20 protein-coding genes are annotated in these 23,716 nt (G+C 70.7%); 12 read left to right on the top strand and 8 right to left on the bottom strand.

What is annotated here, in order from left to right; translation table 11 throughout:
• Positions 1-17: 17 nt before the first annotated feature.
• The 4 genes from ACFT4A_RS22720 to ACFT4A_RS22735 form a co-directional block, all read right to left on the bottom strand.
• Positions 18-1,973, bottom strand: coding sequence for a galactose oxidase-like domain-containing protein (locus ACFT4A_RS22720; protein ID WP_382832825.1), 1,956 nt, complete (start codon positions 1,971-1,973; stop codon positions 18-20).
• Between the two features lie 3 nt (positions 1,974-1,976).
• Positions 1,977-3,833 (bottom strand): glycosyltransferase family 2 protein, encoded by a 1,857-nt coding sequence (locus ACFT4A_RS22725; RefSeq protein ID WP_382832950.1) that lies wholly within the window; start codon positions 3,831-3,833, stop codon positions 1,977-1,979.
• A 574-nt stretch (positions 3,834-4,407) separates the two neighbouring features.
• Positions 4,408-4,701, bottom strand: a complete 294-nt coding sequence (locus tag ACFT4A_RS22730) for an MTH1187 family thiamine-binding protein (RefSeq protein ID WP_382832827.1) — start codon at positions 4,699-4,701, stop codon at positions 4,408-4,410.
• Complete coding sequence (locus ACFT4A_RS22735) at positions 4,698-5,042, bottom strand: DUF3817 domain-containing protein (RefSeq protein ID WP_382832829.1); 345 nt, start codon at positions 5,040-5,042, stop codon at positions 4,698-4,700. The genes ACFT4A_RS22730 and ACFT4A_RS22735 overlap by 4 nt, the downstream gene beginning before the upstream one ends.
• A 240-nt stretch (positions 5,043-5,282) precedes the next feature.
• Between ACFT4A_RS22735 and ACFT4A_RS22740 the strand changes: the two genes are divergently transcribed.
• The 4 genes from ACFT4A_RS22740 (at position 5,283) to ACFT4A_RS22755 (ending at position 7,957) form a co-directional block, all read left to right on the top strand.
• A complete protein-coding gene (locus tag ACFT4A_RS22740) occupies positions 5,283-5,915 on the top strand; it encodes an AIM24 family protein (protein WP_184591833.1) in 633 nt (210 codons plus the stop codon).
• A 1-nt stretch (position 5,916) separates the two neighbouring features.
• Entirely contained in the window at positions 5,917-6,567 is a 651-nt protein-coding gene (locus ACFT4A_RS22745; protein WP_382832831.1) for an AIM24 family protein, read from the top strand.
• Complete coding sequence (locus ACFT4A_RS22750; protein ID WP_382832833.1) at positions 6,564-7,364, top strand: AIM24 family protein; 801 nt, start codon at positions 6,564-6,566, stop codon at positions 7,362-7,364. The genes ACFT4A_RS22745 and ACFT4A_RS22750 overlap by 4 nt, the downstream gene beginning before the upstream one ends.
• A gap of 116 nt (positions 7,365-7,480) precedes the next feature.
• Entirely contained in the window at positions 7,481-7,957 is a 477-nt protein-coding gene (locus tag ACFT4A_RS22755; RefSeq protein ID WP_184590382.1) for a MarR family winged helix-turn-helix transcriptional regulator, read from the top strand.
• A gap of 32 nt (positions 7,958-7,989) precedes the next feature.
• On the opposite strand, the gene ACFT4A_RS22760 is transcribed toward ACFT4A_RS22755, so the two are convergent.
• A complete protein-coding gene (locus tag ACFT4A_RS22760) occupies positions 7,990-9,399 on the bottom strand; it encodes a sensor histidine kinase (protein WP_382832835.1) in 1,410 nt (469 codons plus the stop codon).
• Positions 9,396-10,064 (bottom strand): response regulator transcription factor, encoded by a 669-nt coding sequence (locus ACFT4A_RS22765; protein ID WP_382832837.1) that lies wholly within the window; start codon positions 10,062-10,064, stop codon positions 9,396-9,398. Before ACFT4A_RS22765 ends, ACFT4A_RS22760 begins: the two co-directional genes overlap by 4 nt.
• A gap of 116 nt (positions 10,065-10,180) precedes the next feature.
• Between ACFT4A_RS22765 and ACFT4A_RS22770 the strand changes: the two genes are divergently transcribed.
• Positions 10,181-10,846, top strand: a complete 666-nt coding sequence (locus ACFT4A_RS22770) for a PepSY domain-containing protein (RefSeq protein WP_382832839.1) — start codon at positions 10,181-10,183, stop codon at positions 10,844-10,846.
• Positions 10,847-11,342: 496 nt separating this feature from the next.
• Here the strand turns inward: ACFT4A_RS22770 and meaB are convergent, their stop codons facing one another.
• Positions 11,343-12,299 carry a methylmalonyl Co-A mutase-associated GTPase MeaB gene (meaB, locus tag ACFT4A_RS22775; protein ID WP_382832841.1) on the bottom strand — a complete coding sequence of 319 codons (957 nt, stop codon included), beginning with the start codon at positions 12,297-12,299 and terminating at the stop codon, positions 11,343-11,345.
• A gap of 66 nt (positions 12,300-12,365) precedes the next feature.
• Entirely contained in the window at positions 12,366-13,565 is a 1,200-nt protein-coding gene (locus ACFT4A_RS22780) for an acetyl-CoA C-acetyltransferase (protein WP_382832843.1), read from the bottom strand.
• Positions 13,566-13,713: 148 nt separating this feature from the next.
• On the opposite strand from ACFT4A_RS22780, the gene mce reads away from it, so the two are divergent.
• From mce to ACFT4A_RS22815, 7 genes are all read left to right on the top strand, one after another.
• Positions 13,714-14,154, top strand: a complete 441-nt coding sequence (gene mce, locus ACFT4A_RS22785; RefSeq protein ID WP_382832845.1) for a methylmalonyl-CoA epimerase — start codon at positions 13,714-13,716, stop codon at positions 14,152-14,154.
• A gap of 210 nt (positions 14,155-14,364) precedes the next feature.
• The gene (gene scy / locus ACFT4A_RS22790) at positions 14,365-18,279 is read left to right on the top strand and encodes a polarized growth protein Scy (protein ID WP_382832847.1); all 3,915 of its coding nucleotides are present in this window, start codon (positions 14,365-14,367) and stop codon (positions 18,277-18,279) included.
• Between the two features lie 208 nt (positions 18,280-18,487).
• Positions 18,488-19,423, top strand: a complete 936-nt coding sequence (locus tag ACFT4A_RS22795) for a cellulose-binding protein (RefSeq protein ID WP_382832848.1) — start codon at positions 18,488-18,490, stop codon at positions 19,421-19,423.
• An 85-nt stretch (positions 19,424-19,508) separates the two neighbouring features.
• Entirely contained in the window at positions 19,509-20,471 is a 963-nt protein-coding gene (locus ACFT4A_RS22800; protein ID WP_382832850.1) for an ABC transporter ATP-binding protein, read from the top strand.
• Between the two features lie 2 nt (positions 20,472-20,473).
• On the top strand, positions 20,474-21,244 hold the full coding sequence (locus ACFT4A_RS22805) for an ABC transporter permease (protein WP_382832852.1): 771 nt from the start codon (positions 20,474-20,476) through the stop codon (positions 21,242-21,244).
• A gap of 151 nt (positions 21,245-21,395) precedes the next feature.
• The gene (locus ACFT4A_RS22810) at positions 21,396-22,838 is read left to right on the top strand and encodes an ABC transporter ATP-binding protein (protein WP_382832854.1); all 1,443 of its coding nucleotides are present in this window, start codon (positions 21,396-21,398) and stop codon (positions 22,836-22,838) included.
• Positions 22,835-23,713, top strand: a complete 879-nt coding sequence (locus tag ACFT4A_RS22815) for an ABC transporter permease subunit (protein WP_382832856.1) — start codon at positions 22,835-22,837, stop codon at positions 23,711-23,713. The genes ACFT4A_RS22810 and ACFT4A_RS22815 overlap by 4 nt, the downstream gene beginning before the upstream one ends.
• The last annotated feature ends 3 nt before the right edge of the window (positions 23,714-23,716 follow it).

Below are 23,716 nucleotides of genomic sequence, written 5' to 3' on the forward strand. Positions count from 1 at the left end.
CGGCCCTCCGCTCACGCTCACTTCACGTGGATCCACTTGGCCCGCGAGGGCGTGCCCTGGCCGTCCGTCACGAACAGCATGTACCAGCCGGGCGGGACCAGGGCCGGGTCGCGGGGCACCTCGAACGTCACCGCGCCGCCCTTGCGGGTGATGTCCAGCTCGATGGAGCGCTGCTCGACGTCGGTCGTGTGCGTGACCGCGCTGGGCCGCATCAGCCGCGCCGCGACCACGCGTTCCGGATGGTCCGTACGGAACGTGATGGTGTGGTCCTTGTTCAGCTTCTCCGGACCGCCCTTCAGTACGGGGCGGTTGCGGAGGTTCTTGTGCAGCGCGGGCGGGGTGAAGACCTCCATGCGCTGCTCGAAGTGGCCCAGCTTGGTGTTCTGCTGGTTGTCGAAGAGCGGGTCGGAGCCGAAGGTGGCGATCCTGCCGTCGGGCAGCAGCAGCGCCTCGGAGTGGTAGTTGCGGCCCACCCTCGGCGCTGCGGCCTCCCGGAAGGCGTTGCTCTTCGGGTCGTAGAACTGCGCCTTGAGGATGTTGCTGGCGCTGCGGCCGCGGTAGTCCCTGGAGCCGTTGGACGTGAACACCGTGTCGTCCGGCATGATCACGCTGTTCAGGTAGCGCGTGCCCTGGGGCAGGTCGGGGCCGTCCCGGAAGGCCGGCTTGTCGTTGTTCAGGTCCACGACGGCCGTGCGCGGGGTCGCCTTGCTCGACTCGCCGACGCCCCCTCCGCCCATGATCATCACCTTCTGGTCCTGCGCCGGGGGCAGCAGCAGGGAAGCCGAGGTCTCGGTCTGGTCGAGGTCCGTCAGCCCCGGCACCTTGCGGAACGTGTTCTTCTCCAGGTCCCACAGGCCCGGCTCACGGCCCCGGTCGGCGGGCCCGTACCCGGCGTTGGAGGCCGGGTAGAACAGCTTGCCGCCCTTGGTGAGGAACAGGGCGGGGTACGTCGGGAAGTACCGCTTGGGTCCCGGCGTCCACTTCTTGGTCTCCGGGTCGTAGATCTCGTTGTCGCCCGGGTCGATCATGCCGACGTCGTCCAGGCCGGACACCGCCAGGACCCGGCCGTCGTCGAGGCCGACGAGCGTCGGGTACCAGCGGGCCTTGTCCATCGGGTCGACGGGGATGTACTTCTCGGCCTTCGGGTCGAACTCGTAGGCGCCGCGGATGCCCTGGAAGTCCTGCTTGTCGAGGGTGATCTTCTCCGACAGGCCGTACACGTTGTCGCCGGCCTTGCCCGTCAGGCCGACGACGGCGTACTGCGCCTGCTTCCGGGTGGCCGACAGGGAGCCCTTGTCCACGGCATCCACCCAGACGCGGGCCTCGCTGGCGGTGACCTTGGTCTTCCAGGGCTTCATCACACCGCGGCTGTTGTACGTGATCTTCTGGCTGCGCTTGGCCTTCGGGACGGTGACGTCGAACTTGGTGACGTACTCGAAGCCGGACGGTGAGCGGAAGCGGGTGCCCTTCTTCAGGAACACCGCCTTGTCGGGGCTCTCGTTCTTCACGCGCATGCCGCCGCCGGCCCGGGTCACCTCGGCGCCCAGGCGTTCGTAGCGGGCGGTGCCGCCGGCCACCAGCAGCCGGCCGTCGGGCAGCTGGGCGTGCCCGGCGCAGAAGAAGTCCTCCGGGGTGGGGATCTTCTTGTAGGTGTTCTTCTCCGGGTCCCACAGGATGGTGTCGAACTCGCCCGCGTCGAACTTGCGCTGCTCGTTGCCCGACCCGGCGACGATCAGCACCTTGCCCGTGTGCAGCAGGGCCGCGTGGATGGCGTTGGTGCGGAACTCCTCCGGGATGTCGAGCTGGGTCCAGGAGCCGTACTTCGCCATGTACTCCGGCTGGGCGATCTTGTACTCGTGGTACTGCGTGGAGACGAAGTCCAGCGCGGCCGGGGCGTTGAGGCCCGCCAGGACCGCGATGCCGCCGATGCCCAGGACGGTTTTCTTGGTCTTCTGCGAGAGCTGGTAGGCCATGGCCTAGCTGCCTCCTGTCGTGGTGCCGGAGACCGGGACCGCGGGGGACGCGGTGGCGAGGGCCGGGGCGGGGGCCGGCTCGTTGCTCTCCGGCAGGCGTGGGTGCGGGTGCGGGGGTGCCTGTTCCTGGACCTGTTCCTGCGCCGGTGCCTGCGCGTCGGCGTGGGCGAGCCGCCGTTGCCGCTCCCGGTGGTCCTTCCAGGCCGTGGCGGCCCACACCGCGGCCGGTGCCAGGGAGATGGCCACGCCGAGCAGGGCCCAGGTGCGCATCGCGGCATGCGTGTGGTCCAGGGCCACCGAGGCGGCCAGGGACGTGGCCAGCAGGGCCGCCCAGAAGAGGTGGATACGGAAGGTGGCCAGCTGGTCGGGGGAGGCGTCGTCGCCCTTGGGTGTGACGACGAACCGGCTGGGGCGGCGCATGACCGCCTCGGTGAGGGACTTGAGGTAGATCGGCGCGGACAGGGCCGACATCCCCATGCCGGCCAGGCCGCCCGAGCCCTCCGGTTCGTGCGGTGAGACGTTGTGCCGGCGGTTCCACAGGTACAGCCCGATCTGGCAGGCGGCCGCGTCGCTGTAGAGCATCATCCAGACCGATACGGCGACCTCGGTGCCGGAGGCGCCGAACCAGAGGAAGAGGAAGCAGCTGAAGATCCCGAGGAACCAGTTGACGGCCGTCATCGGGTAGTACACGAGCATGAGCGTGTAGGACAGCAGGCGGCCCGGCGGCATGCTGAGGGGCGCCTTCCAGTACTGCGTGATGAGCGTCTCGTAGGTGCCGCGCGACCAGCGCATCTGCTGGGTGAAGAAGTCGGTCCAGGAGGCGGGGCCCTCGCCGACGGCGAGTACGTCCGGGGTGTAGACGGACTGCCAGAAGCGGTTGGTGTCCGGGTTGCGGTGCTGGTGGATCTCGAAGCCGGTGGCCATGTCCTCGGTGATGGAGTCGTGCAGCCCGCCGATCTGTTTGAGGACGGAGATCCGTACGACGTTGTTCGTGCCGACGAACATGGGGGCGCGGTAGTGGTTGCCCGCGCGCTGGATGAGGGCGTGGAAGAGGAACTGCTGGGACTCGGCGGCCTTGGTGACGGGGTTGTGGTAGTTGCCGTACACCTGGGGGCCGACGACGAAGGCCACGTCGGGGTCCCTGAAGTACCCCATCATCCGTTCGAGGTAGTTGGGCATGGGGATGTGGTCGGTGTCGACGGACGCGAAGAAGTCGTACGCGTCGCCGTGCATGGCGATCCAGGCGTTGTAGTTGCCGTGCTTGGTGCGGGCCTTGTGGACGCCCGTGTCGCGGTTCCACTCGGGGATGCCGCGGCGGGTGAAGTGGCGTACGCCGAGTTCCGCGCACATGGCCTTCACCTCGGCGTCGTCGCCCTCGTCGAGGAGCCAGACGTCGAGAGGGCCGGTGTGGTGGATGCGGGTGGCTCCTTCCAGGGTCGCGCGGACCATGGCGAGGGGTTCCTTGCCGGGCACGTACGTGGTGAGGAAGGCGACGCGGGTGCCTGGTTCGGGGACGACGGGGACGGGGTCGCAGGCGACCATCGTGGCGTGGGCGACGGAGGCGACGTTGACGAGCATGAAGAGCTCGATGAGGCCGATCGCCATCAGCATGGTGACGTCGAGTCCGATGAGCCAGCGCTGGGCGCCCTCGCGTTCCACCCAGTGGGTGGGCCAGACGAGGTAGACCAGCAGGGCGCCGGTGAGCAGCGGTGCCAGGCACATCAGGAGGACGGCTCGTATTCGACGGGGCTCACGGGCGAGGAGCGAGACGTACTGCACCCGGTACTCCTCACCGGACGGCTCCGTGAGCGGTCCGGCGAGTCGGCTGTAGGAGTCGTAGTCGTAGCCCTCCGGCCGCACAGCGCCCTCCAGGTGATTGAGGCCTGACCGGAGCACCGATACCCCGATACTCATACAAAAGTGGACCTTTGACGCGGTGTCGAACTGGGGGCGTCCAGGTGGGTGGGGCCACGCATATGCCTGCGGCAGCCTCATCGGCTTCGGTGGGGGTGCGCGTAGCGCCTTCTCGCCGGTGGTGGGTCGGGGCCGCGCCGGGGGGTGTCCGTCCTCGGAACGGCGCGATGGGGCCGGATACCGACTGACTGTCCGTTGACGCGCCAACCGCTGCGGGCGGACACCCCCCGACACGTCCCCTTCCGTGATCCGGCGGGTGCGGGCGCGTCGTGGCTCCCGCCCCAGCCGCGGGCATGCGTGCCTCCCCCAGTGCCTTAAGGGCCTGGGAGGTGCCCCCAGGGCGGCACGGGTGGGCGGTGGGGGAGGCACCCCGCTACGCCGGGCTGCGGACCCACCCGGCCCCAGACCGACGCCGGGCACCTGCCAACGCCGGGCTGTGGATTCACCCGGCCTCGACACGAAAGAACCCCGGCCCGCATCGGACCAGGGTTCCCGGCGTCGCTTCTGTTCTCGGATACGCCTACTCGGCGAGATACCGCTCCACCGTCTCGACCTTGGAGGTCAGACCATCCGTCACCCCGGGCCGGATGTCCGCCTTGAGGACGAGGGAGACCCGGGGCGCGCGCCGTTCGACCGCGGCCACCGCGCGATGGACGACGTCCATGACCTCGTGCCAGTCACCTTCGACGGTCGTGAACATGGCGTCGGTCCGGTGGGGCAACCCCGACTCACGCACCACCCGCACGGCGTCGGCGACGTACTCCCCCACGTCCTCACCGACCCCCAGCGGCGTCACGGAAAAGGCGACGATCACGCGCTCACAGCCCCTTCCTTGCGCGCCCGGGACGCGATGACCGCGTCCTCGGCCTCACGCCGCAGCTTGCGGTCGGCGAAGAAGCCGCCGGCGGGCAGCACCGAGAGGACGAAGTACAGCGCGGCGGTCTTCACCGGCCACTTCGTCCGGTTCCACGCGTCGGCCCAGAAGATGACGTAGAGCACGAACAGAACACCGTGCACCATGCCCATCACCGGCACGGCGTTGAACTCCGTGGTCCGCTTCAGCACCGAGCAGACCAGCAGGAGAAGGAAGGAGATCGCCTCGGGTGCCGAGACCAGGCGGAGGCGGCGGAGGGCGGTGGCGGTCTTGAGGTCCACGGGTCACCTTCGGTGGGAGAGACGCGGCGGTCTGAACGGATCTGAACGGATCTGGACGGGCTTGGCAGGCTGAGGGTTTGTGAACGCACGCACAAGCGTCCGGCCCATTGTGGCAAACCGCCGAAGGGCCCTCGGCCCGGGGTCCGGCTCCCCGGCCCCTAAGGGTGCGATCAGGGACTTTCTCCACCCACGGGCTCTGTCCACAGGGCCCGGCCTGGGGCTACCTTCCCGTACGTGGCGATGTTCCGACTTCAGAGCAACAAGGTGCTCGCCGTCGACATGACCGGAGATGCCGTGAAGGCGAAGAACGGCTCGATGGTCGCGTACGACGGCGAGATGGCCTTCAAGAAGCTCAGCGGCGGCGGCGAGGGCATCCGGGGCATGGTGACCCGGCGGCTGACCGGTGAGCAGATGACGTTGATGGAGGTGAAGGGGCGCGGCACCTGCTGGTTCGCGGACCGCGCCTCCGAGATCAACCTGGTCGGCCTCCAGGGCGACAAGCTCTACGTCGAGTCGAGCAACCTGCTCGCGACCGACGGCGGGCTGCGCACGGGCACCGAGTTCACCGGCCTGCGCGGCGCCTCGCAGGGCAACGGGCTGTTCACGACGTCCGTCGAGGGCCACGGCCAGGCGGCGATCATGTCGGACGGGCCGGCGGTGGTGCTGCGGGTGAGTCCGCAGTATCCGCTGACCGTCGACCCGGGGGCGTATGTGGCGCACCAGGGCAACCTCCGGCAGTCCTTCCAGTCCGGTGTGACGTTCCGCACGTTGCTCGGGGAGGGCGGCGGCGAGGCCTTCCAGATGCGGTTCGAGGGGGACGGGCTGGTGTACGTGCAGCCGAGCGAGCGGAACACGATCGCGGGAGACGTGTGACATGGCCTTCCGGGAGATCAACGCGAAGATGGTCGAGGCGACGGTGACGCCCGGTCAGCGGCTGTTCAGTCAGCGCGGCGCGATGCTCGCGTATCGCGGTGAGGTGTCGTTCACGCCCAATACGGCGGGCGGGCAGGGCGGGATCGTGTCGATGATCGGGCGCCGGGTGGCGGACGAGGACACGCCCCTGATGACCGTGGAGGGCAGCGGCACGGTCCTGTTCGGGCACGGCGGGCATCACATCCAGGTGATCCGGCTCACCGGCGACACGCTCTACGTCGAGGCGGACCGCCTGCTGGCCTTCGAGGGCTCGCTCCAGCAGGGCACGATGTTCCTCGGCTCGCAGGGCGGCGTCATGGGCATGGTCCGCGGCCAGGTCAGCGGCCAGGGGCTGTTCACGACCACGCTGAAGGGGCACGGGGCCGTCGCGGTCCTGGCCCACGGCGGAGTGATCGAGATCCCGATCACACCCCAGCGGCCGGTGCATGTGGACCCGCAGGCCTACGTCGCCCACCACGGCGACGTCCGCAACAAGCTGTCCACCGCCCTGGGCTGGCGCGACATGGTGGGCCGTGGCTCGGGCGAGGCGTTCCAGCTGGAGCTCAGCGGCAGCGGTGCGGTGTACGTCCAGGCGTCGGAGGAGAAGCTGTGAGCACCTACGGAACTCCGGGCGCCGGCCCCGCGGTCTTCGACCCGGCGTCGCTGCCGCCCGACGACAACGTCAACCCCTACACCTTCTGCGTGGAACTGAAGGGGAGCCAGTGGTTCCTGCAGAAGGGGAAGATGATCGCCTACTACGGCTCGATCGACTTCAACGGCGTCGGGCACGGCCGGCTGGACCGTCTGGTCCGTACGTCGTTCCATTCGCCACTGCACGCCAGCGACTGGGTCGTGGCGGAGGGCTCGGGCAAGATGCTCCTCGCCGACCGGGCCTTCGACGTGAATTCGTTCGACCTCGAGGACGGCAACCTGACCATTCGCTCGGGCAACCTCCTCGCTTTTCAGCCAACTCTCGCGCTGAAGCAATCAATCGTGCCGGGTTTCCTGACCCTCATCGGAACCGGAAAGTTCGTGGCCGCGTCGAACGGTCCGGTGGTGTTCATGGAACCCCCGATCCGGGTCGACCCCCAGGCCCTGGTCGGCTGGGCCGACTGCCCCTCGCCCTGCCACCACTACGACCACGGGTACATGACCGGCGTCATGGGCGGTCTACGTGCGCTGACTGGCCTCGGAGGGGTCTCCGGCGAGGAGCACCAGTTCGAGTTCGTCGGCGCCGGCACGGTGCTGCTCCAGTCGTCCGAGACCCTGATGGCCGAGCAGGCCACGGGGACCGTTCCGCACCAGGCCGGTGTGCCCGGCGGCGGGGCATCCGGGCCCCACCCCGGTCAATCCGGCGCACCGCGTCTTCCCGGACAGCTGGGGGACCTCCAGCGTCGCTTCGGGCTGTGAGCGGTAGTCTGCGGAGTGTGACATCGAACGCCTGCGCACCACTGTTCGGCAGGTGTGCGCCGTCACACGAAAACCCTCACTAGTTCGCCTTTCAACCTTTTAGGTAGACTTCATTCATGGAGACCGAGACGGCCACGCGCTGGCTGACCGATGCGGAGCAGTGCGCTTGGCGCACCCACCTGGAGGTCAACAGGCTGTTGACGTACCAGCTCGAGAAGGACCTGCAGCCGTTCGGACTGACAATGAACGACTACGAGATCCTGGTGAACCTCTCCGAGTCGGAGGACCAGCGGATGCGGATGAGTGACCTCGCCTCCGCCACCCTCCAGTCCAAGAGCCGCCTCTCGCACCAGATCACGCGCATGGAGAACGCGAACCTGGTCCGGCGGGAGAACTGCGAATCCGACCGCCGGGGGCTCTACGCGGTCCTCACCGACCACGGCATGGCGACGATGCAGAAGGTCGCGCCCCACCATGTGGCGTCCGTGCGGAGGCACTTCATCGACCTGCTGTCCCCCGAGGCCCTGACGGAGCTCGACAAGGCCCTCAAGCCCATCGCGGAGCACCTGCGCGGACAGCGCGGGCGCCCCTGACCCGAACGGCACACCCGCGCCGGCCGCGGGGCCTAGGCGAGCGGCAGGCGGAGTTCGAACAGGGCTCCGCCTGCGGGCCCCTGTCCGGCCGTGAGCGTGCCGCCGTGCCGTACGGCGACGTCCCGGGCGATGGCGAGCCCCAGCCCGGCACCGCCGTCGTCCCGGCTGCGGGCGGCGTCCAGTCGTACGAACCGTTCGAAGATCCGCTCCCGGTCGGCCTCGGGAACCCCGTCCCCGTCGTCGGCCACGCCGACGACGGCCCGGTCACCCTCCCGCCGCACGCTCACGGTGACGGCCGACCGGGCATGCCGCTGGGCGTTGTCGAGCAGATTGGCCAGCACCCGACCCAGCTGCCCCCGCGATCCGGCCACTTCCACCGGCTCCGCGTCCACCGTCACACCGGTCCGCCCCTCGGCCTCCTCCCGGGCCAGCGCGGCGAGGTCGACCCCCGCGTCGTTGGGCCGCTCCCCCGCGTCCAGCCGGGCGAGCAGCAGCAGGTCGGCGGCGAGCCGCTGGAGCCGTACGGTGTCCTCCACGGCCCCGTCGAGGTCCAGCAGCTCGGGATGCGCGGCGGCCACCTCCAGCTGCGTACGCAGTGACGCGATGGGACTCCGCAGCTCGTGGGACGCGTCGGCGACGAAGCGCCGCTGCCGCTCCACGGAGGTCTCCAGCGCCGCGAGCGTCTCGTTGGTGGTGCTGGCGAGCCGGGCGATCTCGTCGTGCGTGTCCGGCTCCGGGACGCGCCGCGCGAGGTCCTCGGACTGGGTGATCGCGGCCATCTCGCTCCGGATTCCCTCGACCGGCCGCAGCGCCCGCCGGGTGACCAGCCAGGTCACTCCCGCGACGACGCCGAGCAGCAGCGGGAACCCGATCAGCATCACCGTCAGCGCGGTCCGCACGGCCCCGTGCTCGGCGGCCAGCGGCGATCCGGCGTAGACCTTGAGGGTCCCCCGGTCCTGGGTCTCGACCTCCACGGCGGCGAACCGGTAGTCCTCCTCGTCACCGTCGATCGTCGCGGACCCGTTGCTGAAGACGCTCTCCCCGGCGATCTCCCCGGGTTCGAGGGCCTCTTCGTGTTCGTCGGCGTCGTCGTCCTCGTCCCCGCGGGGCGTGGCCGGCGGCTGCGGCTTCACCTGGTCGGAGTCGGTGCCGCTGATCTGCTGGAGATCCTCACTGGCCGCGACCAGCCGCTTGTGCTCGTCGAGGACCTGCACCGGCCCGTCGTCACCGTCCAGCCCGGACAGCTTGTCGTACGGCGTCCCGGCGGCGAGCTCGGAGGCGACGGCCCGGGCGGACTGCTCGGCCTGTGTCCCGGCCTCGCCGATCAGATTGGACCGCAGCGACAGCAGCACGGCGGCCCCGGCCGCGACCAGCGCCACCGCGACCACGAGCGTGGCTCCCAGCGTGGCCCGCGCCCGGACGGACCCGAACAGCCGCCTCATGGCGACTTCTCCAGCCGGTACCCGGCCCCGCGCACGGTCCTGATCAGCCCCGGCCGCAGCTTCCGCCGCAGGGTGCTGATGTACACCTCGACGATGTTCGGGTCGCCCTCGTAAGCGAAGTCCCACACGTGTTCGAGGATCTCGGACTTGGACACGACCTCCCCGGCCCGCAGCACGAGATGCTCCAGCACGGAGAACTCCTTGGTGGTCAAGGAGACCTCCTCCTCCCCCAGGAACACCCGCCGGGCAGCCGTGTCCACCTTCAGCTCACCGTGCACATGCACGGGCGAGGCCCCGGCGCCCACCCCGCGCCGCCGCAGCAGCGCCTTGATCCGGGCGACGAGCACGACGTACGAGAAGGGCTTGGTCAGATAGTCGTCCGCCCCCGTGTCGAGCCCCTCGGCCTCGTCGTACTCGCCGTCCTTGGCGGTCAGCATCAGGATCGGCACCTCGTGCCCGGCGGCGCGCAGGGCGGCGCAGACCCGGTAGCCGTTGAGGCCGGGCAGCATGATGTCGAGGATCACCAGGTCGTACGTCCCCTCCGAGGCCTGGTGCAGCCCCTCCCTTCCGTCGTGGACGACGTCCACGGCGTACCCCTCGGCCGTCAGGCCCCTGGCGAGCGACAGGGCCAGCCGCTTCTCGTCCTCCACGATCAACAGGCGCATGGGTAAAGAGTCGCAAAACCAAGCTGAAGATCCCTTCAGGGGGCTTCAGCTTCCTCTCAGCCTCGGTCAGCCACCTTGGAACACGTCGAAAACAAACCGACTCGGGAGGAACCCCCATGAAGCGCAACATCGTGATCGCCGCTGTGACCGCCGCCGCCCTGATCGGAGGCGGAACGGCCACGGCCCTCGCGACCACGGGAGACGGCGGGGGCTCGGCGCAGCAGGCGGCGAACACCCGGCTGTCGGACGACGACGTCCGTGACGACCAGGACGACCGCGACGACGACGGCCGGGACGACGACGCCGCGCGGGCGGCTTCCGGCGACGTGACGGCGCCCGAGGCGATCGCCTCCGCGCTGAAGCACACGCCCGGCACGGTCGTCTCCGCCGAGCTGGACGACGAGGACGACAGCGACAAGGTGATCTGGAAGGTCGACGTCCTGTCCGGTGACAACGCCTGGCACAGCGTCAGCGTCGACCCGTCCAACGGCAAGGTCCTCGGTGCGCAGACCGACGACGAGGACGACACGGCTCAGGTGCGGGCCGCCCTGAAGGGCTCCTCCGTGACGGCCGAGGAGGCCGCGAAGGCTGCCGCCGGCAAGGGCACGGTGACGTCCGTCGACCTGGACGAGGACGGCAAGGACAAGTCCTGGGAGGCCGAGACCCGCAAGTCCGGCGGCGCCGAGCAGGACTGGAAGATCGACCTCACCACGGGCAAGGTCACGGCGGACCGCTCGGACGCCCAGGACGACGACGCCGACGACGCCGACGACCAGGACTGACCACTCCTGCCCCATTCCGACCGCCCCGGCGTCTCCCCTGACGCCGGGGCGTCGCCGTACGCGAGGGCAATGCCACGGCGTTTCAAGGCACCCGGCGTCGATGCCGGTGCCGGGTGGGTCCGCAACCCGGCGTAGCGGGATGCCTCCCCCACTCTCGGCTTCGCTCGAGCGGGGGGGACCCCCACCGCCCACCCGTGCCGCCCCTGGGGGCACCTCCCAGGCCCTTAAGGCACTGGGGGAGGCACGCATGCCCGCAGCGGGGGCGGCTCGCGGCTAAGCCGGTACGCGCCCGCACCCGCGTACGGCGAGAAGGGGACGTGTCGGGGGGTGTCCGCCCGCGGCGGTTGGCGCGTCAACGGACAGCCAGTAGGCGTCCAACCCCATCGCGCCGTTCCGAGGACGGACACCCCCCCGGCGCGGCCCCGACCCACCACCGGCGAGAAGGCGCTACACGCACCCCCACCGAAGCCGCCGAGGCTGCCGCAGGCACCGGCGCTCAGCCCTCCGTCAACCCCGCCACCAGCTCATCAGCCGCCCGATAAGGATCCAGCTCCCCGGCCACGATCCGCTCGGCCAGCGCCCCCAGGCGCCGGTCGCCGTGCAGATCCCCGATCCGCTCCCGCAGCGCGGTCACCGCGATCGTCTCGACCTCACGGGCAGCCCGCGCGGCCCGCCGCTCCGCCAGCACCCCCCGCTCCTCCATCCAGGCCCGGTGCTTCTCCAGAGCCTCGACGACCTCGTCCATGCCCTCACCCCGCGCGGCGACCGTCTTCACGATCGGCGGACGCCAGTCCCCCGGCCCCCGGGACTCCCCGAGCCCCAGCATGTGGTTCAGCTCGCGGGCCGTCGCATCGGCCCCGTCCCGGTCCGCCTTGTTCACGACGTACACGTCACCGATCTCCAGGATCCCGGCCTTGGCCGCCTGGATCCCGTCCCCCATCCCGGGCGCCAGCAGCACCACGGACGTGTCCGCCTGCGAGGCGATCTCCACCTCGGACTGCCCGACCCCCACCGTCTCGACGAGGATCACGTCACAGCCCGCCGCGTCCAGCACCCGGATCGCCTGGGGCGCGGCCCACGCGAGCCCGCCCAGATGCCCCCGCGTCGCCATCGAACGGATGTACACACCCGGGTCGGACGCGTGGTCCGACATCCGCACCCGGTCCCCGAGCAGCGCCCCGCCCGAGAACGGGGACGACGGGTCGACGGCGAGCACGCCGACCCGCTTCCCCTGCTTGCGATACGCCGTCACCAGCGCCGACGTGGACGTGGACTTGCCGACCCCGGGCGACCCGGTCAGCCCCACCACGTACGCCCCGCCCGTCAGCGGCGCCAGCGCCGCCATGACCTCCCGCAGCTGCGGGGACGCCCCCTCCACCAGGGAGATCAACCGGGCCACGGCCCGCGGCCGGCCCTCCCTGGCCTGGGCGACCAGCGTGGAGACGTCCTGCATCACAGCTCCGTTCATGAAGGAGGGGACCAAAAGCGAGAGGCCGAGGTGAGGCCGTGGAACCGCCGCTCAGCCCTTCGGTACCCGCACGATCAGCGCGTCACCCTGACCACCACCACCGCACAGCGCCGCCGCACCCACGCCACCGCCCCGCCGCTTCAGCTCCAGCGCGAGATGCAGCACGAGACGGGCGCCGGACATCCCGATCGGGTGACCCAGGGCAATCGCGCCGCCGTTGACATTCACCTTTTCGGTGGACACCCCAAGATCCTTCATTGACTGCACGGCCACCGCCGCGAAGGCCTCGTTGATCTCGACGAGATCGAGGTCCGCGACCTCCAGGCCCTCCTTCTTCAGCGCGTGCGCGATCGCGTTGGACGGCTGGGACTGCAGCGAGTTGTCCGGCCCGGCCACGTTCCCGTGGGAGCCGATCTCGGCGATCCACTCCAGGCCGAGCTCCTGGGCCTTGGCCTTGCTCATCACCACGACGGCCGCAGCGCCGTCGGAGATCTGCGACGCGGAACCGGCGGTGATCGTGCCGTCCTTGGCGAACGCCGGGCGGAGCTTCCCGAGCGACTCGGCCGTCGTGTCGCCCCGGATGCCCTCGTCCTTGCTGAACAGCACCGGGTCGCCCTTGCGCTGCGGGATCTCGACGGGCGTGATCTCGGCGTCGAACAGGCCGTTCTTCTGCGCGGCGGCGGCCCGCTGGTGCGACAGCGCGGCGATCTCGTCCTGCTCGGGCCGGCCGATGCCCAGCCGGGTGTTGTGCTTCTCCGTCGACTCGCCCATGGCGACGTTCTCGAAGGAGTCGGTCAGCCCGTCGTACGCCATGGCGTCGATCATCTCGACGGCGCCGTACTTGAAGCCCTCACGGGACTTGGGCAGCAGATGCGGGGCGTTGGTCATGGACTCCTGACCACCGGCGACGACCACGTCGAACTCACCCGCGCGGATGAGCTGGTCGGCCAGCGCGATCGCGTCCAGGCCCGACAGACACACCTTGTTGATCGTCAGCGCGGGCACGTTCATCGGGATGCCGGCCTTGACCGCGGCCTGGCGCGCCGGGATCTGCCCCGCCCCGGCCTGGAGCACCTGCCCCATGATCACGTACTGCACCTGGTCGCCGCCGATCCCCGCACGGTCGAGGGCGGCCTTGATCGCGAAGCCGCCGAGGTCGGCTCCGGAGAAGGACTTGAGCGAGCCGAGCAAGCGCCCCATGGGCGTACGGGCGCCCGCGACGATCACCGAGCTGGTCGTTGCAGAAGACATGAGCTGCGATCCCCTTACCGGCTGCACAGCCGAGGAGTGAACGAGGGTTTACTTCGAATGTACTGACCGGTACTCCACCCCGTCATCGGGCTGTCGGTGTGATCGCGCGCACGTTGCGTAACCACCTCCGGAGCGCTGCACTGAATCCATGCTGACGCGAATCGACCACATCGGAATCGCCTGTTTCGACCTCGACAAGACCGTCGAGTTCTACCGTGCCACCTACGGCTTCGAGGTGTTCCACTCCGAGGTCAACGAGGAGCAGGGCGTGCGCGAGGCCATGCTCAAGATCAACGATACGTCCGACGGCGGCGCCTCGTACCTGCAGCTTCTCGAACCCACCCGCCCGGACTCCACCGTCGCGAAGTGGCTCGACAAGAACGGCGAGGGGGTTCACCACATCGCTTTCGGTACGGCAGATGTGGACACGGAGGCGGCCGGGATCCGCGACAAGGGCGTACGCGTGCTGTACGAAGAGCCTCGACGCGGTTCCATGGGGTCACGGATCACCTTCCTGCACCCCAAGGACTGTCATGGCGTACTGACAGAACTGGTCACTTCGGCGCCTGTTGAGTCACCTGAGCACTGACCCTCGTACATAAGGGCCGGTAGGGTTGGGTGCGGTCACCGCTCAATCTGCGGCGACCGCATTCCGGGGTCCGGGTTTCGGGGGACGAGCGTCGGGGCAGCAGCCCATGCTCCGCCGATGATCTGACACCATTCCCCGGGGGCCCCGTTCGGCGGATGGACGGAGCTCGTTTGGAGAGAGTTGCGACCAGGGGACGGATGGGACCGCGCAGTGCGGGGCTACGAGAGCCAGGAGCGAGAGCCGGCGGCTGACGTCGACCACCTCTCTCGGTTCGAAGCCGAGATGAAGCGGCTGAAGACCGAGCGGGAAAAGGCGATCCAGCACGCCGAGGACCTCGGCTACCAGGTCGAGGTGCTGCGTGCCAAGCTGCACGAAGCGCGGCGCACCATCATGACCCGGCCCTCCTTCGACGGGGGCGACATCGGCTGGCAGGCCGAGCAGTTGCTGCGCAACGCTCAGATGCAGGCCGACCAGATCCGGACGGACGCCGACCGCGAGCTGAGCGAGGCCCGGGCGCAGACCCAGCGGATCCTCCAGGAGCACGCCGAGCAGGCGGCCCGGCTCCAGTCGGAGCTGCACCAGGAGGCGGTGACCCGCCGCCAGCAGCTCGACCAGGAGCTGGCCGAGCGCCGCCAGACGGTCGAGTCGCACGTCAACGAGAACGTGGCCTGGGCCGAGCAGCTGCGGGCCCGCACCGAGCAGCAGGCCCGGCGCCTCATGGAGGAGTCCCGGGCCGAGGCCGAGCAGGCCATGGCCACGGCCCGCGCGGAGGCCGAGCGGCTGGCCGGCGAGGCCCGGCAGCGGCTGACGAACTCCGCCGAGGAGGCCCGGGCCGAGGCCGAGCAGATCCTGCGCCGCGCCCGTACGGACGCCGAGCGGCTCCTCAACGCGGCCTCCTCGCAGGCCCAGGAGGCCACGGACCACGCCGAGCAGCTGCGCACGTCCACCGCCACCGAGTCGGAGTCCGCGCGCCGCGAGGCCACGGAGCTGAGCAAGGCCGCCGAGCAGCGGATGGCCGAGGCCGAGGAGGCGCTGCGCAAGGCGCAGACCGAGTCGGAGAAGCTGGTCACGGAGGCCAAGGAGGCCGCCGCCAAGGCCCTGTCGAGTGCCGAGTCCGCGAACGAGACGCGTACGCGCACCGCCAAGGAGCAGGTCGCCCGGCTGGTCGAGGAGGCCACGAAGGAGTTCGAGAACACCAAGTCCGAGGCCGAGCAGCTCGTCGCCGACGCCCGCGCCGAGGCCGAGAAGATCGTCGCGGAGGCCTCCGAGAACGCCCGTACGTCCACCGCCGAGGAGACCGCGACCCAGCTGTCCAAGGCGGCCAGGACCGCCGAGGAGGTCCTCAACAAGGCGTCCGAGGACGCCAAGAAGACCACCAAGGCCGCGGCCGAGGAGGCCGAGCGGATCCGCACGGAGGCCGAGGCCGAGGCGGACCGGCTGCGCGCCGAGGCGCACGACATCGCCGAGGAGCTCAAGGGCACGGCGAAGGACGACACCAAGGAGTACCGCGCCAAGACGGTCGAGCTGCAGGAGGAGGCCCGCCGGCTGCGGGGCGACGCCGAGCAGCTGCGGGCGGACGCCGTCGAAGAGGGCGAGAAGATCCGCGCCGAGGCCCGCAAGGAGGCCGTGGCGCAGATCGAGGAGGCGGCCAGGTCCGCCGAGGAGCTCCTCGCCAAGGCCAAGGCGGACGCGGACGAGCTGCGCACGAACGCCCAGGGCGACAGCGAGAAGGTCCGCACCGAGGCCATCGAGCGGGCGACGACCCTGCGCCGGCAGGCCGAGGAGACCCTCCAGCGCACCCGGCAGGAGGCCGAGCGGCACCGCGAGGAGGTCGTCGAGCAGGCCGAGGGCCTCAAGGCGGACGCCGAGCGCGCGGCGGTCGAGCTGCACGAGGAGACCGAGCGCGCCATAGAGGCCCGCCGTGCGGAGGCCGCCGAGGACCTGACGCGGCTCCAGACGGAGGCCGAGGAGCGGCTGACGGCCGCCGAGCAGGCGCTGTCGGACGCCCGTGAGGAGGCCGCGCGGATCCGCCGCGAGGCCGCCGAGGAGAACGAGCGGCTGCGCGACGAGGCCGCCGAGCGGATCCGCACGCTCCGGCAGCAGGCCGAGACGGAGGCCGAGCGGCTGCGCGACGAGGCCGCTTCCGACGCGTCCGCCTCGCGTGCCGAGGGCGAGTCCGTCGCCGTACGCCTGCGCTCGGAGGCTTCGAACGAGGCCGAGCGGCTGAAGTCGGAAGCGCAGGAGAGCGCCGACCGGATGCGCGCGGAGGCGCAGGCCGCCGCCGAGCGCATCGGCACGGAGGCGTCCGAGACGCTGGCCGCCGCCCAGGAGGAGGCCAACCGCCGGCGCCGCGAGGCCGAGGAGCTCCTCGGCAGCGCCCGGCAGGAGGCCGACCAGGAGCGCGAGCGGGCCCGCGAGCAGAGCGAGGAGCTGCTGGCCTCGGCGCGCAAGCGCGTGGAGGAGGCGCAGGCCGAGGCCGTACGCCTGGTCGAGGAAGCCGACCGGCGGGCCACGGAGATGGTGTCGGCCGCCGAGCAGCACGCCCAGCAGGTACGGGACTCCGTCGCGGGGCTGCACGAGCAGGCCCAGGACGAGATCGCCGGGCTGCGCAGCGCCGCCGAGCACGTCGCGGACCGTACGCGGCGGGAGGCCCAGGAGGAGGCGGACCGGGTCCGCACCGACGCCTACGCGGAGCGGGAGCGGGCGAGCGAGGACGCCGGCCGGCTGCGGCGCGAGGCGCACGAGGAGACCGAGGCCGCCAAGGCGCTCGCCGAGCGCACGATGTCCGAGGCGATCACCGAGGCGGACCGCATCCGTACGGAGGTCTCCGAGCACGCCCAGCGGGCGCGCACGGAGGCGTCGGACGCCATCGCCGAGGCCGAGCAGAACGCCTCGCGCACCCGGGCGGACGCCCGTGAGGACGCCAACCGCATCCGGTCGGACGCGGCGACGCAGGCGGACACCCTCATCACCGAGGCGCGCAACGAGGCGGAGCGGCTCACGACCGAGACGGTCACGGAGACCGACCGCCTGCGGATGGAGACGGTCACCGAGGCCGAGCGGGTCCGCACCGAATCCCTGAACGAGGCCGAGCGGGTCCGGTCCGAGGCGGTCGCCAAGGCCGACCAGCTGGTCGGGGAGGCCACCGGCGAGGCGGAGCGGCTGCGGGCCGAGGCCGCCGAGACGGTCCGCTCGGCGCAGCAGCACGCCGAGCGGGTCCGCGGCGAGGCCGGCCGGGTCAAGGCCGACGCCGAGGCGGAGGCGGAGCGGCTCGTCGCCACCGCGCGCGAGGAGGCCGACCGCACCCTGGACGAGGCCCGCAAGGACGCCAACAAGCGGCGCTCCGAGGCGGCCGAGCAGGTCGACAAGCTCATCACGGAGACCACGGCCGAGGCCGACAAGCTGCTGAGCGAGGCGCAGCAGCAGGCGCACAAGACCACGGCGGAGGCCGAGTCGCAGGCCGACACGATGGTGGGCGCGGCCCGCACGGAGGCCGACCGGCTGGTGTCCGAGTCGACGGTCGAGGGCAACTCGCTGGTGGAGAAGGCCCGTACGGACGCGGACGAGCTGCTGGTCGGCGCGCGTCGGGACGCCACGCAGATCAGGGAGCGCGCCGAGGAGCTGCGCGACCGCATCACGGGTGAGATCGAGGAACTGCACGAGCGGGCCCGCCGGGAGTCGGCCGAGACGATGAAGTCGGCGGGCGACCGCTGCGACGCGCTTGTCAAGGCCGCCGAGGAGCAGCTCGCGAAGGCGCAGGCGAAGTCGAAGGAGATCGTCTCGGAGGCCAACTCCGAGGCGGGCAAGGTCCGTATCGCCGCGGTGAAGAAGGCCGAGGGGCTGCTCAAGGAGGCCGAGCAGAAGAAGTCCACGCTGGTCCGGGAGGCCGAGGAGCTCAAGGCCGAGGCGATCCGCGAGGCCAAGCGCACGGTCGAGGAGGGCAAGCGCGAGCTGGAGGTCCTGGTCCGCCGTCGCGAGGACATCAACGCCGAGATCTCCCGCGTCCAGGACGTCCTGGAGGCACTGGAGTCCTTCGAGGCCCCGGCCGGGGGCAAGGACAACGGGGTCAAGGCCGGTGCGACGGTCGGCGCACCTCGTTCGGGTGGCAAGTCCTCGGAGAGCTAGGGCCTTCGGGTGGTACGTGACACCCTGGGCGGGAGCCGATTCCGGGGCCATCCGGGGGCTTTGACCAAGTTTTGGCAAGCCCTCTGCCGCTCAGCCACCCAAAAGGGGTCTCATTTTCCAGATCAAACGCGCATCCGCTCGATGACACACCGTTTCGGCCCCTAGGATTCCACCTATCACCTCACCGGTCTCATTCGACAGGAACCCCATGAGCGACACTTCCCCCTACGGCTTCGAGCTTGTGCGGCGTGGATACGACCGCGCTCAGGTGGACGAACGAATCTCCAAGCTCGTCTCCGACCGTGACAGCGCTCTCGCCCGCATCACCGCTCTGGAAAAGCGCATCGAAGAGCTCCACCTCGAGACGCAGAACGCCCAAGCCCAGGTCACCGACGCCGAGCCGTCGTACGCGGGTCTCGGTGCGCGCGTGGAGAAGATTCTCCGCCTCGCCGAGGAAGAGGCGAAGGACCTGCGCGAGGAGGCCCGGCGCGCGGCCGAGCAGCACCGCGAGCTCGCCGAGTCGGCGGCCCAGCAGGTGCGCAACGACGCCGAGGCGTACTCGTCGGAGCGCAAGGCCAAGGCCGAGGACGAGGGCCTGCGGATCGTCGAGAAGGCCAAGAGTGACGCCTCCCAGCTGCGTTCCGAGGCGCAGAAGGACGCGCAGTCCAAGCGCGAGGAGGCGGACGCCCTCTTCGAGGAGACCCGCGCCAAGGCCGCGCAGGCCGCCGCCGACTTCGAGACGAACCTCGCCAAGCGCCGCGAGCAGTCCGAGCGCGACCTGGCGTCCCGTCAGGCCAAGGCCGAGAAGCGTCTCGCCGAGATCGAGCACCGCGCCGAGCAGCTGCGTCTGGAGGCGGAGAAGCTGCGCACGGACGCCGAGCGCCGCGCCCGCCAGACGGTGGAGACGGCCCAGCGCCAGGCCGAGGACATCGTGGCCGACGCCAACGCCAAGGCCGACCGCATCCGTTCGGAATCCGAGCGCGAGCTGGCCGCCCTCACCAACCGCCGCGACAGCATCAACGCCCAGCTGACGAACGTCCGCGAGATGCTCGCGACGCTCACGGGCGCCGCGGTGGCCGCCGCCGGTTCGCCGGCCGAGGACGAGCCGATCTCCCGTGGGGTCCCGGCCCAGCAGTCCCGGTAACACACGGGCATACGGAGTCTGAATCTCCGCAAAGCCCTCTGCCGCTCGGGTGGCAGAGGGCTTTGTCCCGTTCTAGCGTGGCGGCATGATTGAGCTCGAGGGGCTGACCAAGCGTTACGGCGAGAAGGTGGCGGTCAACAACCTGTCCTTCACTGTCAGACCAGGCATCGTCACCGGCTTTCTCGGGCCCAACGGCGCGGGGAAGTCCACGACCATGCGGATGATCCTCGGTCTTGACCACCCCACCGCCGGCGACGTCCGTATCGACGGCAAGCACTACCAGCAGCTCAAGGACCCGCTGACGTACATCGGCGCCCTGCTGGAGGCGAAGGCCTGGCACGGCGGGCGCACCGCCTACAACCATCTGCTGTGCCTCGCGCAGAGCAACGGCATTCCGCGCGGCCGGGTGCGGGAGGTGCTGGACACGGTCGGGCTGACAGCGGTCGCGAAGAAGAAGACCAAGGGCTTCTCGATGGGCATGGGGCAGCGGCTCGGCATCGCGGCCGCGCTGCTGGGCGACCCGCGGATCCTGATGTTCGACGAGCCGGTCAACGGCCTCGACCCCGAGGGTATCCACTGGATCCGCACCCTGATGAAGTCGCTGGCCGCGCAGGGCCGGACCGTGTTCGTCTCCTCCCATCTGATGAGCGAGATGGCCCTGACCGCCGAGCACCTCGTCGTCATCGGGCAGGGGCGGCTGCTCGCGGACACCTCCATGGCCGACTTCATCGCGCGCAACTCACGGTCGTACGTCCGGGTGCGCAGCCCGCAGCGGGAGCGGCTGCTCGATGTGCTGCACCAGGCCGGGATCGTGGCCGTGGAGAGCGGGGACGGGGTGCTGGAGGTGGACGGCGGCAAGGCCGAGCTCGTCGGTGAGCTGGCGGCGCGGCACGGGCTGACGCTGCATGAGCTGAGCCCGCAACAGGCCTCGCTGGAGGAGGCCTTCATGCAGCTGACCGCGGAGTCGGTGGAGTACCACGCACACAGCGAGACGAGCCCGCAGCCGCCACAGCAGCAGCAGTGGGGCGACGGCTGGAAGAGGGGCTGAGCATGTCGACGACCCAGGTCGTTCGGTCGGAGTGGACCAAGATCAGGTCAGTGGCGTCCACGGTGTGGACGCTCTCGCTCGTGGTGGTCGTGACGGTCGCCCTCGGCATGCTGATCTCGGCGCTGTCGAAGAACGAGTTCGACAGCATGAGCGCGCAGGCCCGGGCGGAGTTCGATCCGACGTTCATCAGTTTCGCGGGGATGAGCCTCGGCCAGCTGGCGATGATCGTGTTCGGCGTGCTGGTGGTGTCGAACGAGTACAGCACCGGAATGATCCGCACCTCGCTGGCCGCCGTGCCGCGGCGTGGCTCCTTCCTGTTCAGCAAGATCGCGGTGGCGAGCGGCCTCGCCCTGCTGGTCGGGCTCGTCACCAGCTTCGCGGCGTTCTTCCTCGGGCAGGCGATGCTCGGCGGGCACCGGGCGGAGATCGGTGACCCGGGTGTGCTGCGGGCCGTGCTCGGCGGCGGCCTCTACATGGCCCTGATCGCGATGTTCTCCATGGGCGTCGCCGCGATGCTGCGCTCCCCGATGCTGTCGCTGGGCATCCTGATGCCGTTCTTCTTCCTGATCTCCAGCATCCTCGGCAATGTCGACGCGACGAAGAAGATCGGCAGGTTCCTGCCCGACCAGGCCGGCAGCAAGATCATGCAGGTGGTCACGCCGATCGACGACGACACCCCGTACGGGCCATGGGGCGGCCTCGGGATCATGGGGCTGTGGGTGCTCGCGGCCCTGATCGGCGGGTACGTGCTGCTGAAGAAGCGCGACGCCTAGGCCGGGCGGAGTCGGGGAGGGGGCTGTCGGGGCCCTTCGGGGCCCCACCCTTTACTTTGATTTGGGCGGAACCGTCAGCGCCTCGATATCCTCCTAACCCTTACGGGGGGCGTGTGCCCCGCTGTCCTGAACCTTGCGATGGGTGCGGAGCATGATCGAAGCAGTCGGCCTGACGAAGCGCTACGGCGACAAGACCGCTGTGTACAACCTTTCCTTCCAGGTGCGCCCCGGAGCCGTCACCGGCTTCCTCGGGCCGAACGGCTCGGGCAAGTCGACGACGATGCGGATGATCCTCGGCCTGGACAACCCGACGGCCGGGCAGGTGACGATCGGGGGCTATCCGTACCGCAAGCTGCCCAACGCCGCCCGCCAGGTCGGCGCCCTGCTGGACGCCAAGGCCGTGCACGGCGGCCGGGCCGCCCGCAACCACCTGCTGTGCCTGGCCCAGCTGTCCGGCATCCCGGCCCGGCGCGTGGACGAGGTGCTCGGGGTCGTCGGTCTGCAGGAGGTGGCCAAGAAGCGGTCCAAGGGCTTCTCCCTCGGCATGGGGCAGCGGCTCGGCATCGCCGCCGCGCTGCTCGGCGACCCGCAGGTGCTGCTGTTCGACGAGCCGGTCAACGGCCTCGACCCCGAGGGCATCCACTGGGTGCGCAATCTGATGAAGGCGCTGGCGGCGGAGGGTCGTACGGTCTTCGTCTCCTCCCATCTGATGAGCGAGATGGCGCTGACCGCCGACCACCTCATCGTCATCGGGCGCGGACAGCTGCTCGCCGACATGAGCGTCACGGCCTTCATCTCCGCGAACTCCGCGGACTTCGCGCGGGTCCGCACGCCCGACACCGAGCCGCAGCAGCGCGAGAAGCTGTCGGCCGCGCTCACCGAGTCGGGCGGGCACGTGCTGCCGGAGCAGGACGGCGCACTGCGGGTGACCGGGCTGCCGCTCCCCCGCATCAGCGACATCGCGCACGACGCCGACGTACGGCTGTGGGAGCTGTCGCCGCACCAGGCCTCGCTGGAGGAGGCGTACATGCGGATGACGCAGGGCGCCGTCGACTACCGCTCGACCATCGACCAGAAGGAAGGCCTCCAGCAGCCGCTGCCGCCCGGCGCGCAGCCGCCGATGCCGGTGCCGGGGCAGGGCCAGCCGGGCTGGTACGCCCCGCCGCCGCCCCAGCAGGGCGGGCAGCCGCTCCCGATGCCGCCGCAGGGCGCACCGGGACAGGCTCCGGCGGGCCCGTACGGGGCTCCCGGGGCTTCCGGGGCCCCCAGCGCGCCCGGGTCCGCGCCTGGCGCCCCCGGCGCGGGAGCACCCAACCCGTACGCCCAGGCCGCGCCCCAGGCGCCGCAGGCTCCGGCGCAGCCCGCCTCGCAGGCGCCCCAGGCCCCGGGACAGCCCGCCGGTCAGGCGCCGCAGAGCGGCCCGGCAGCCTCCGCCGCGCCCGGCGGGCCGCAGGCCGGTGCCGCTCCCGCGCAGCCCGCCGCCGCTCCGGCTCCGCCGGCGGCTGCCCAGCCGCCCGTGCCGCCGCAGGCGCCCGCCGCCGCGCCGGCTCCCGCCCCGACCTCCGACCTGACCAAGCCCGAGGACGCCCGATGAGCAGCCCCCAGTCCCAGACGCCACAGGCCGCGCCCACCTGGCAGGCGGCGGCCCCCGGCTCTGCTTACCCCGCCCCCGGCTACACCTCGCCGATCCCGGTCGTGCGCACGCACCTCGGGCATGCCATCGCCTCCGAGTGGACGAAGATCAGGTCGGTGCGCTCCACGATGTGGACGCTCGGCGTGTTCGTCCTGCTCGTCGTCGGCATCGGTGTGCTGACCGGCGTGGTGGTGGCGAACTCCGACCCGGCCCTGTCCGGCGAGAGCCCGCTCGGCCTGGGCTTCTTCGGGCTGCTGCTGGGCAGCATGTGCCTCATCACGCTGGGCGTGCTGACCACGGCCTCGGAGTACGGCACCGGCATGGTCCGCACCACGATGGTCGCGTGCCCGAGCCGCGGCCGGGTGCTGGCGGCGAAGGCCATCGTGTTCTTCCTGGTCGCGTTCGTGGTGACGCTGGTGTCCTCGTCCCTCGTCGCCTTCCTGCACGTCGCCATGCTGGAGGGCGACGGCGCCAAGTCCCCCACAGGCGGGGAGTGGCTGAAGGCCACGGTCGGCATGTCGGCCTACGTCGCGCTGCTGGGCCTGCTCTCGCTCGCCATCGGCTCGATCATCCGGCACTCGGCGGGCGCCATCACCATCATGATCGGCGCCGTGCTCGCCCCGCTGGTGATCGCGCTGTTCATGTTCTCGGAGTCGCTGCGGGCCGTGCGCGACGCCCTGTTCGAGTACTCCATCCCGAACCAGCTGAGCATCTTCTACGCCAACTCCCTCAGCGAGTCCGGCCCCTCCGGCTGGGACCCGCTGTGGATCATCCTCGGCGCCACGGCCGTCGCCTTCGCCGCCGCCTTCGCGCTGCTGGAGAAGCGGGACGTCTGAGTT

The organism is Streptomyces sp. NPDC057099, assembly GCF_042671245.1.
Classification (GTDB): Bacteria; Actinomycetota; Actinomycetes; order Streptomycetales; family Streptomycetaceae; genus Streptomyces; species Streptomyces purpurascens.

Bases quoted from the DNA above. Each gene is read 5' to 3' on its own strand.
- ACFT4A_RS22815 (WP_382832856.1), top strand. From the start codon at position 22,835: ATGAGCAGCCCCCAGTCCCAGACGCCACAGGCCGCGCCCACCTGGCAG.
- ACFT4A_RS22800 (WP_382832850.1), top strand. From the start codon at position 19,509: ATGATTGAGCTCGAGGGGCTGACCAAGCGTTACGGCGAGAAGGTGGCG.
- ACFT4A_RS22720 (WP_382832825.1), bottom strand. From the start codon at position 1,973: ATGGCCTACCAGCTCTCGCAGAAGACCAAGAAAACCGTCCTGGGCATC.
- ACFT4A_RS22810 (WP_382832854.1), top strand. From the start codon at position 21,396: ATGATCGAAGCAGTCGGCCTGACGAAGCGCTACGGCGACAAGACCGCT.
- ACFT4A_RS22765 (WP_382832837.1), bottom strand. From the start codon at position 10,064: ATGCGCCTGTTGATCGTGGAGGACGAGAAGCGGCTGGCCCTGTCGCTC.
- meaB (WP_382832841.1), bottom strand. From the start codon at position 12,299: ATGCAGGACGTCTCCACGCTGGTCGCCCAGGCCAGGGAGGGCCGGCCG.
- ACFT4A_RS22795 (WP_382832848.1), top strand. From the start codon at position 18,488: ATGAGCGACACTTCCCCCTACGGCTTCGAGCTTGTGCGGCGTGGATAC.
- ACFT4A_RS22745 (WP_382832831.1), top strand. From the start codon at position 5,917: ATGGCCTTCCGGGAGATCAACGCGAAGATGGTCGAGGCGACGGTGACG.
- ACFT4A_RS22805 (WP_382832852.1), top strand. From the start codon at position 20,474: ATGTCGACGACCCAGGTCGTTCGGTCGGAGTGGACCAAGATCAGGTCA.
- ACFT4A_RS22760 (WP_382832835.1), bottom strand. From the start codon at position 9,399: ATGAGGCGGCTGTTCGGGTCCGTCCGGGCGCGGGCCACGCTGGGAGCC.
- mce (WP_382832845.1), top strand. From the start codon at position 13,714: ATGCTGACGCGAATCGACCACATCGGAATCGCCTGTTTCGACCTCGAC.
- ACFT4A_RS22740 (WP_184591833.1), top strand. From the start codon at position 5,283: ATGTTCCGACTTCAGAGCAACAAGGTGCTCGCCGTCGACATGACCGGA.
- ACFT4A_RS22780 (WP_382832843.1), bottom strand. From the start codon at position 13,565: ATGTCTTCTGCAACGACCAGCTCGGTGATCGTCGCGGGCGCCCGTACG.
- ACFT4A_RS22770 (WP_382832839.1), top strand. From the start codon at position 10,181: ATGAAGCGCAACATCGTGATCGCCGCTGTGACCGCCGCCGCCCTGATC.
- ACFT4A_RS22755 (WP_184590382.1), top strand. From the start codon at position 7,481: ATGGAGACCGAGACGGCCACGCGCTGGCTGACCGATGCGGAGCAGTGC.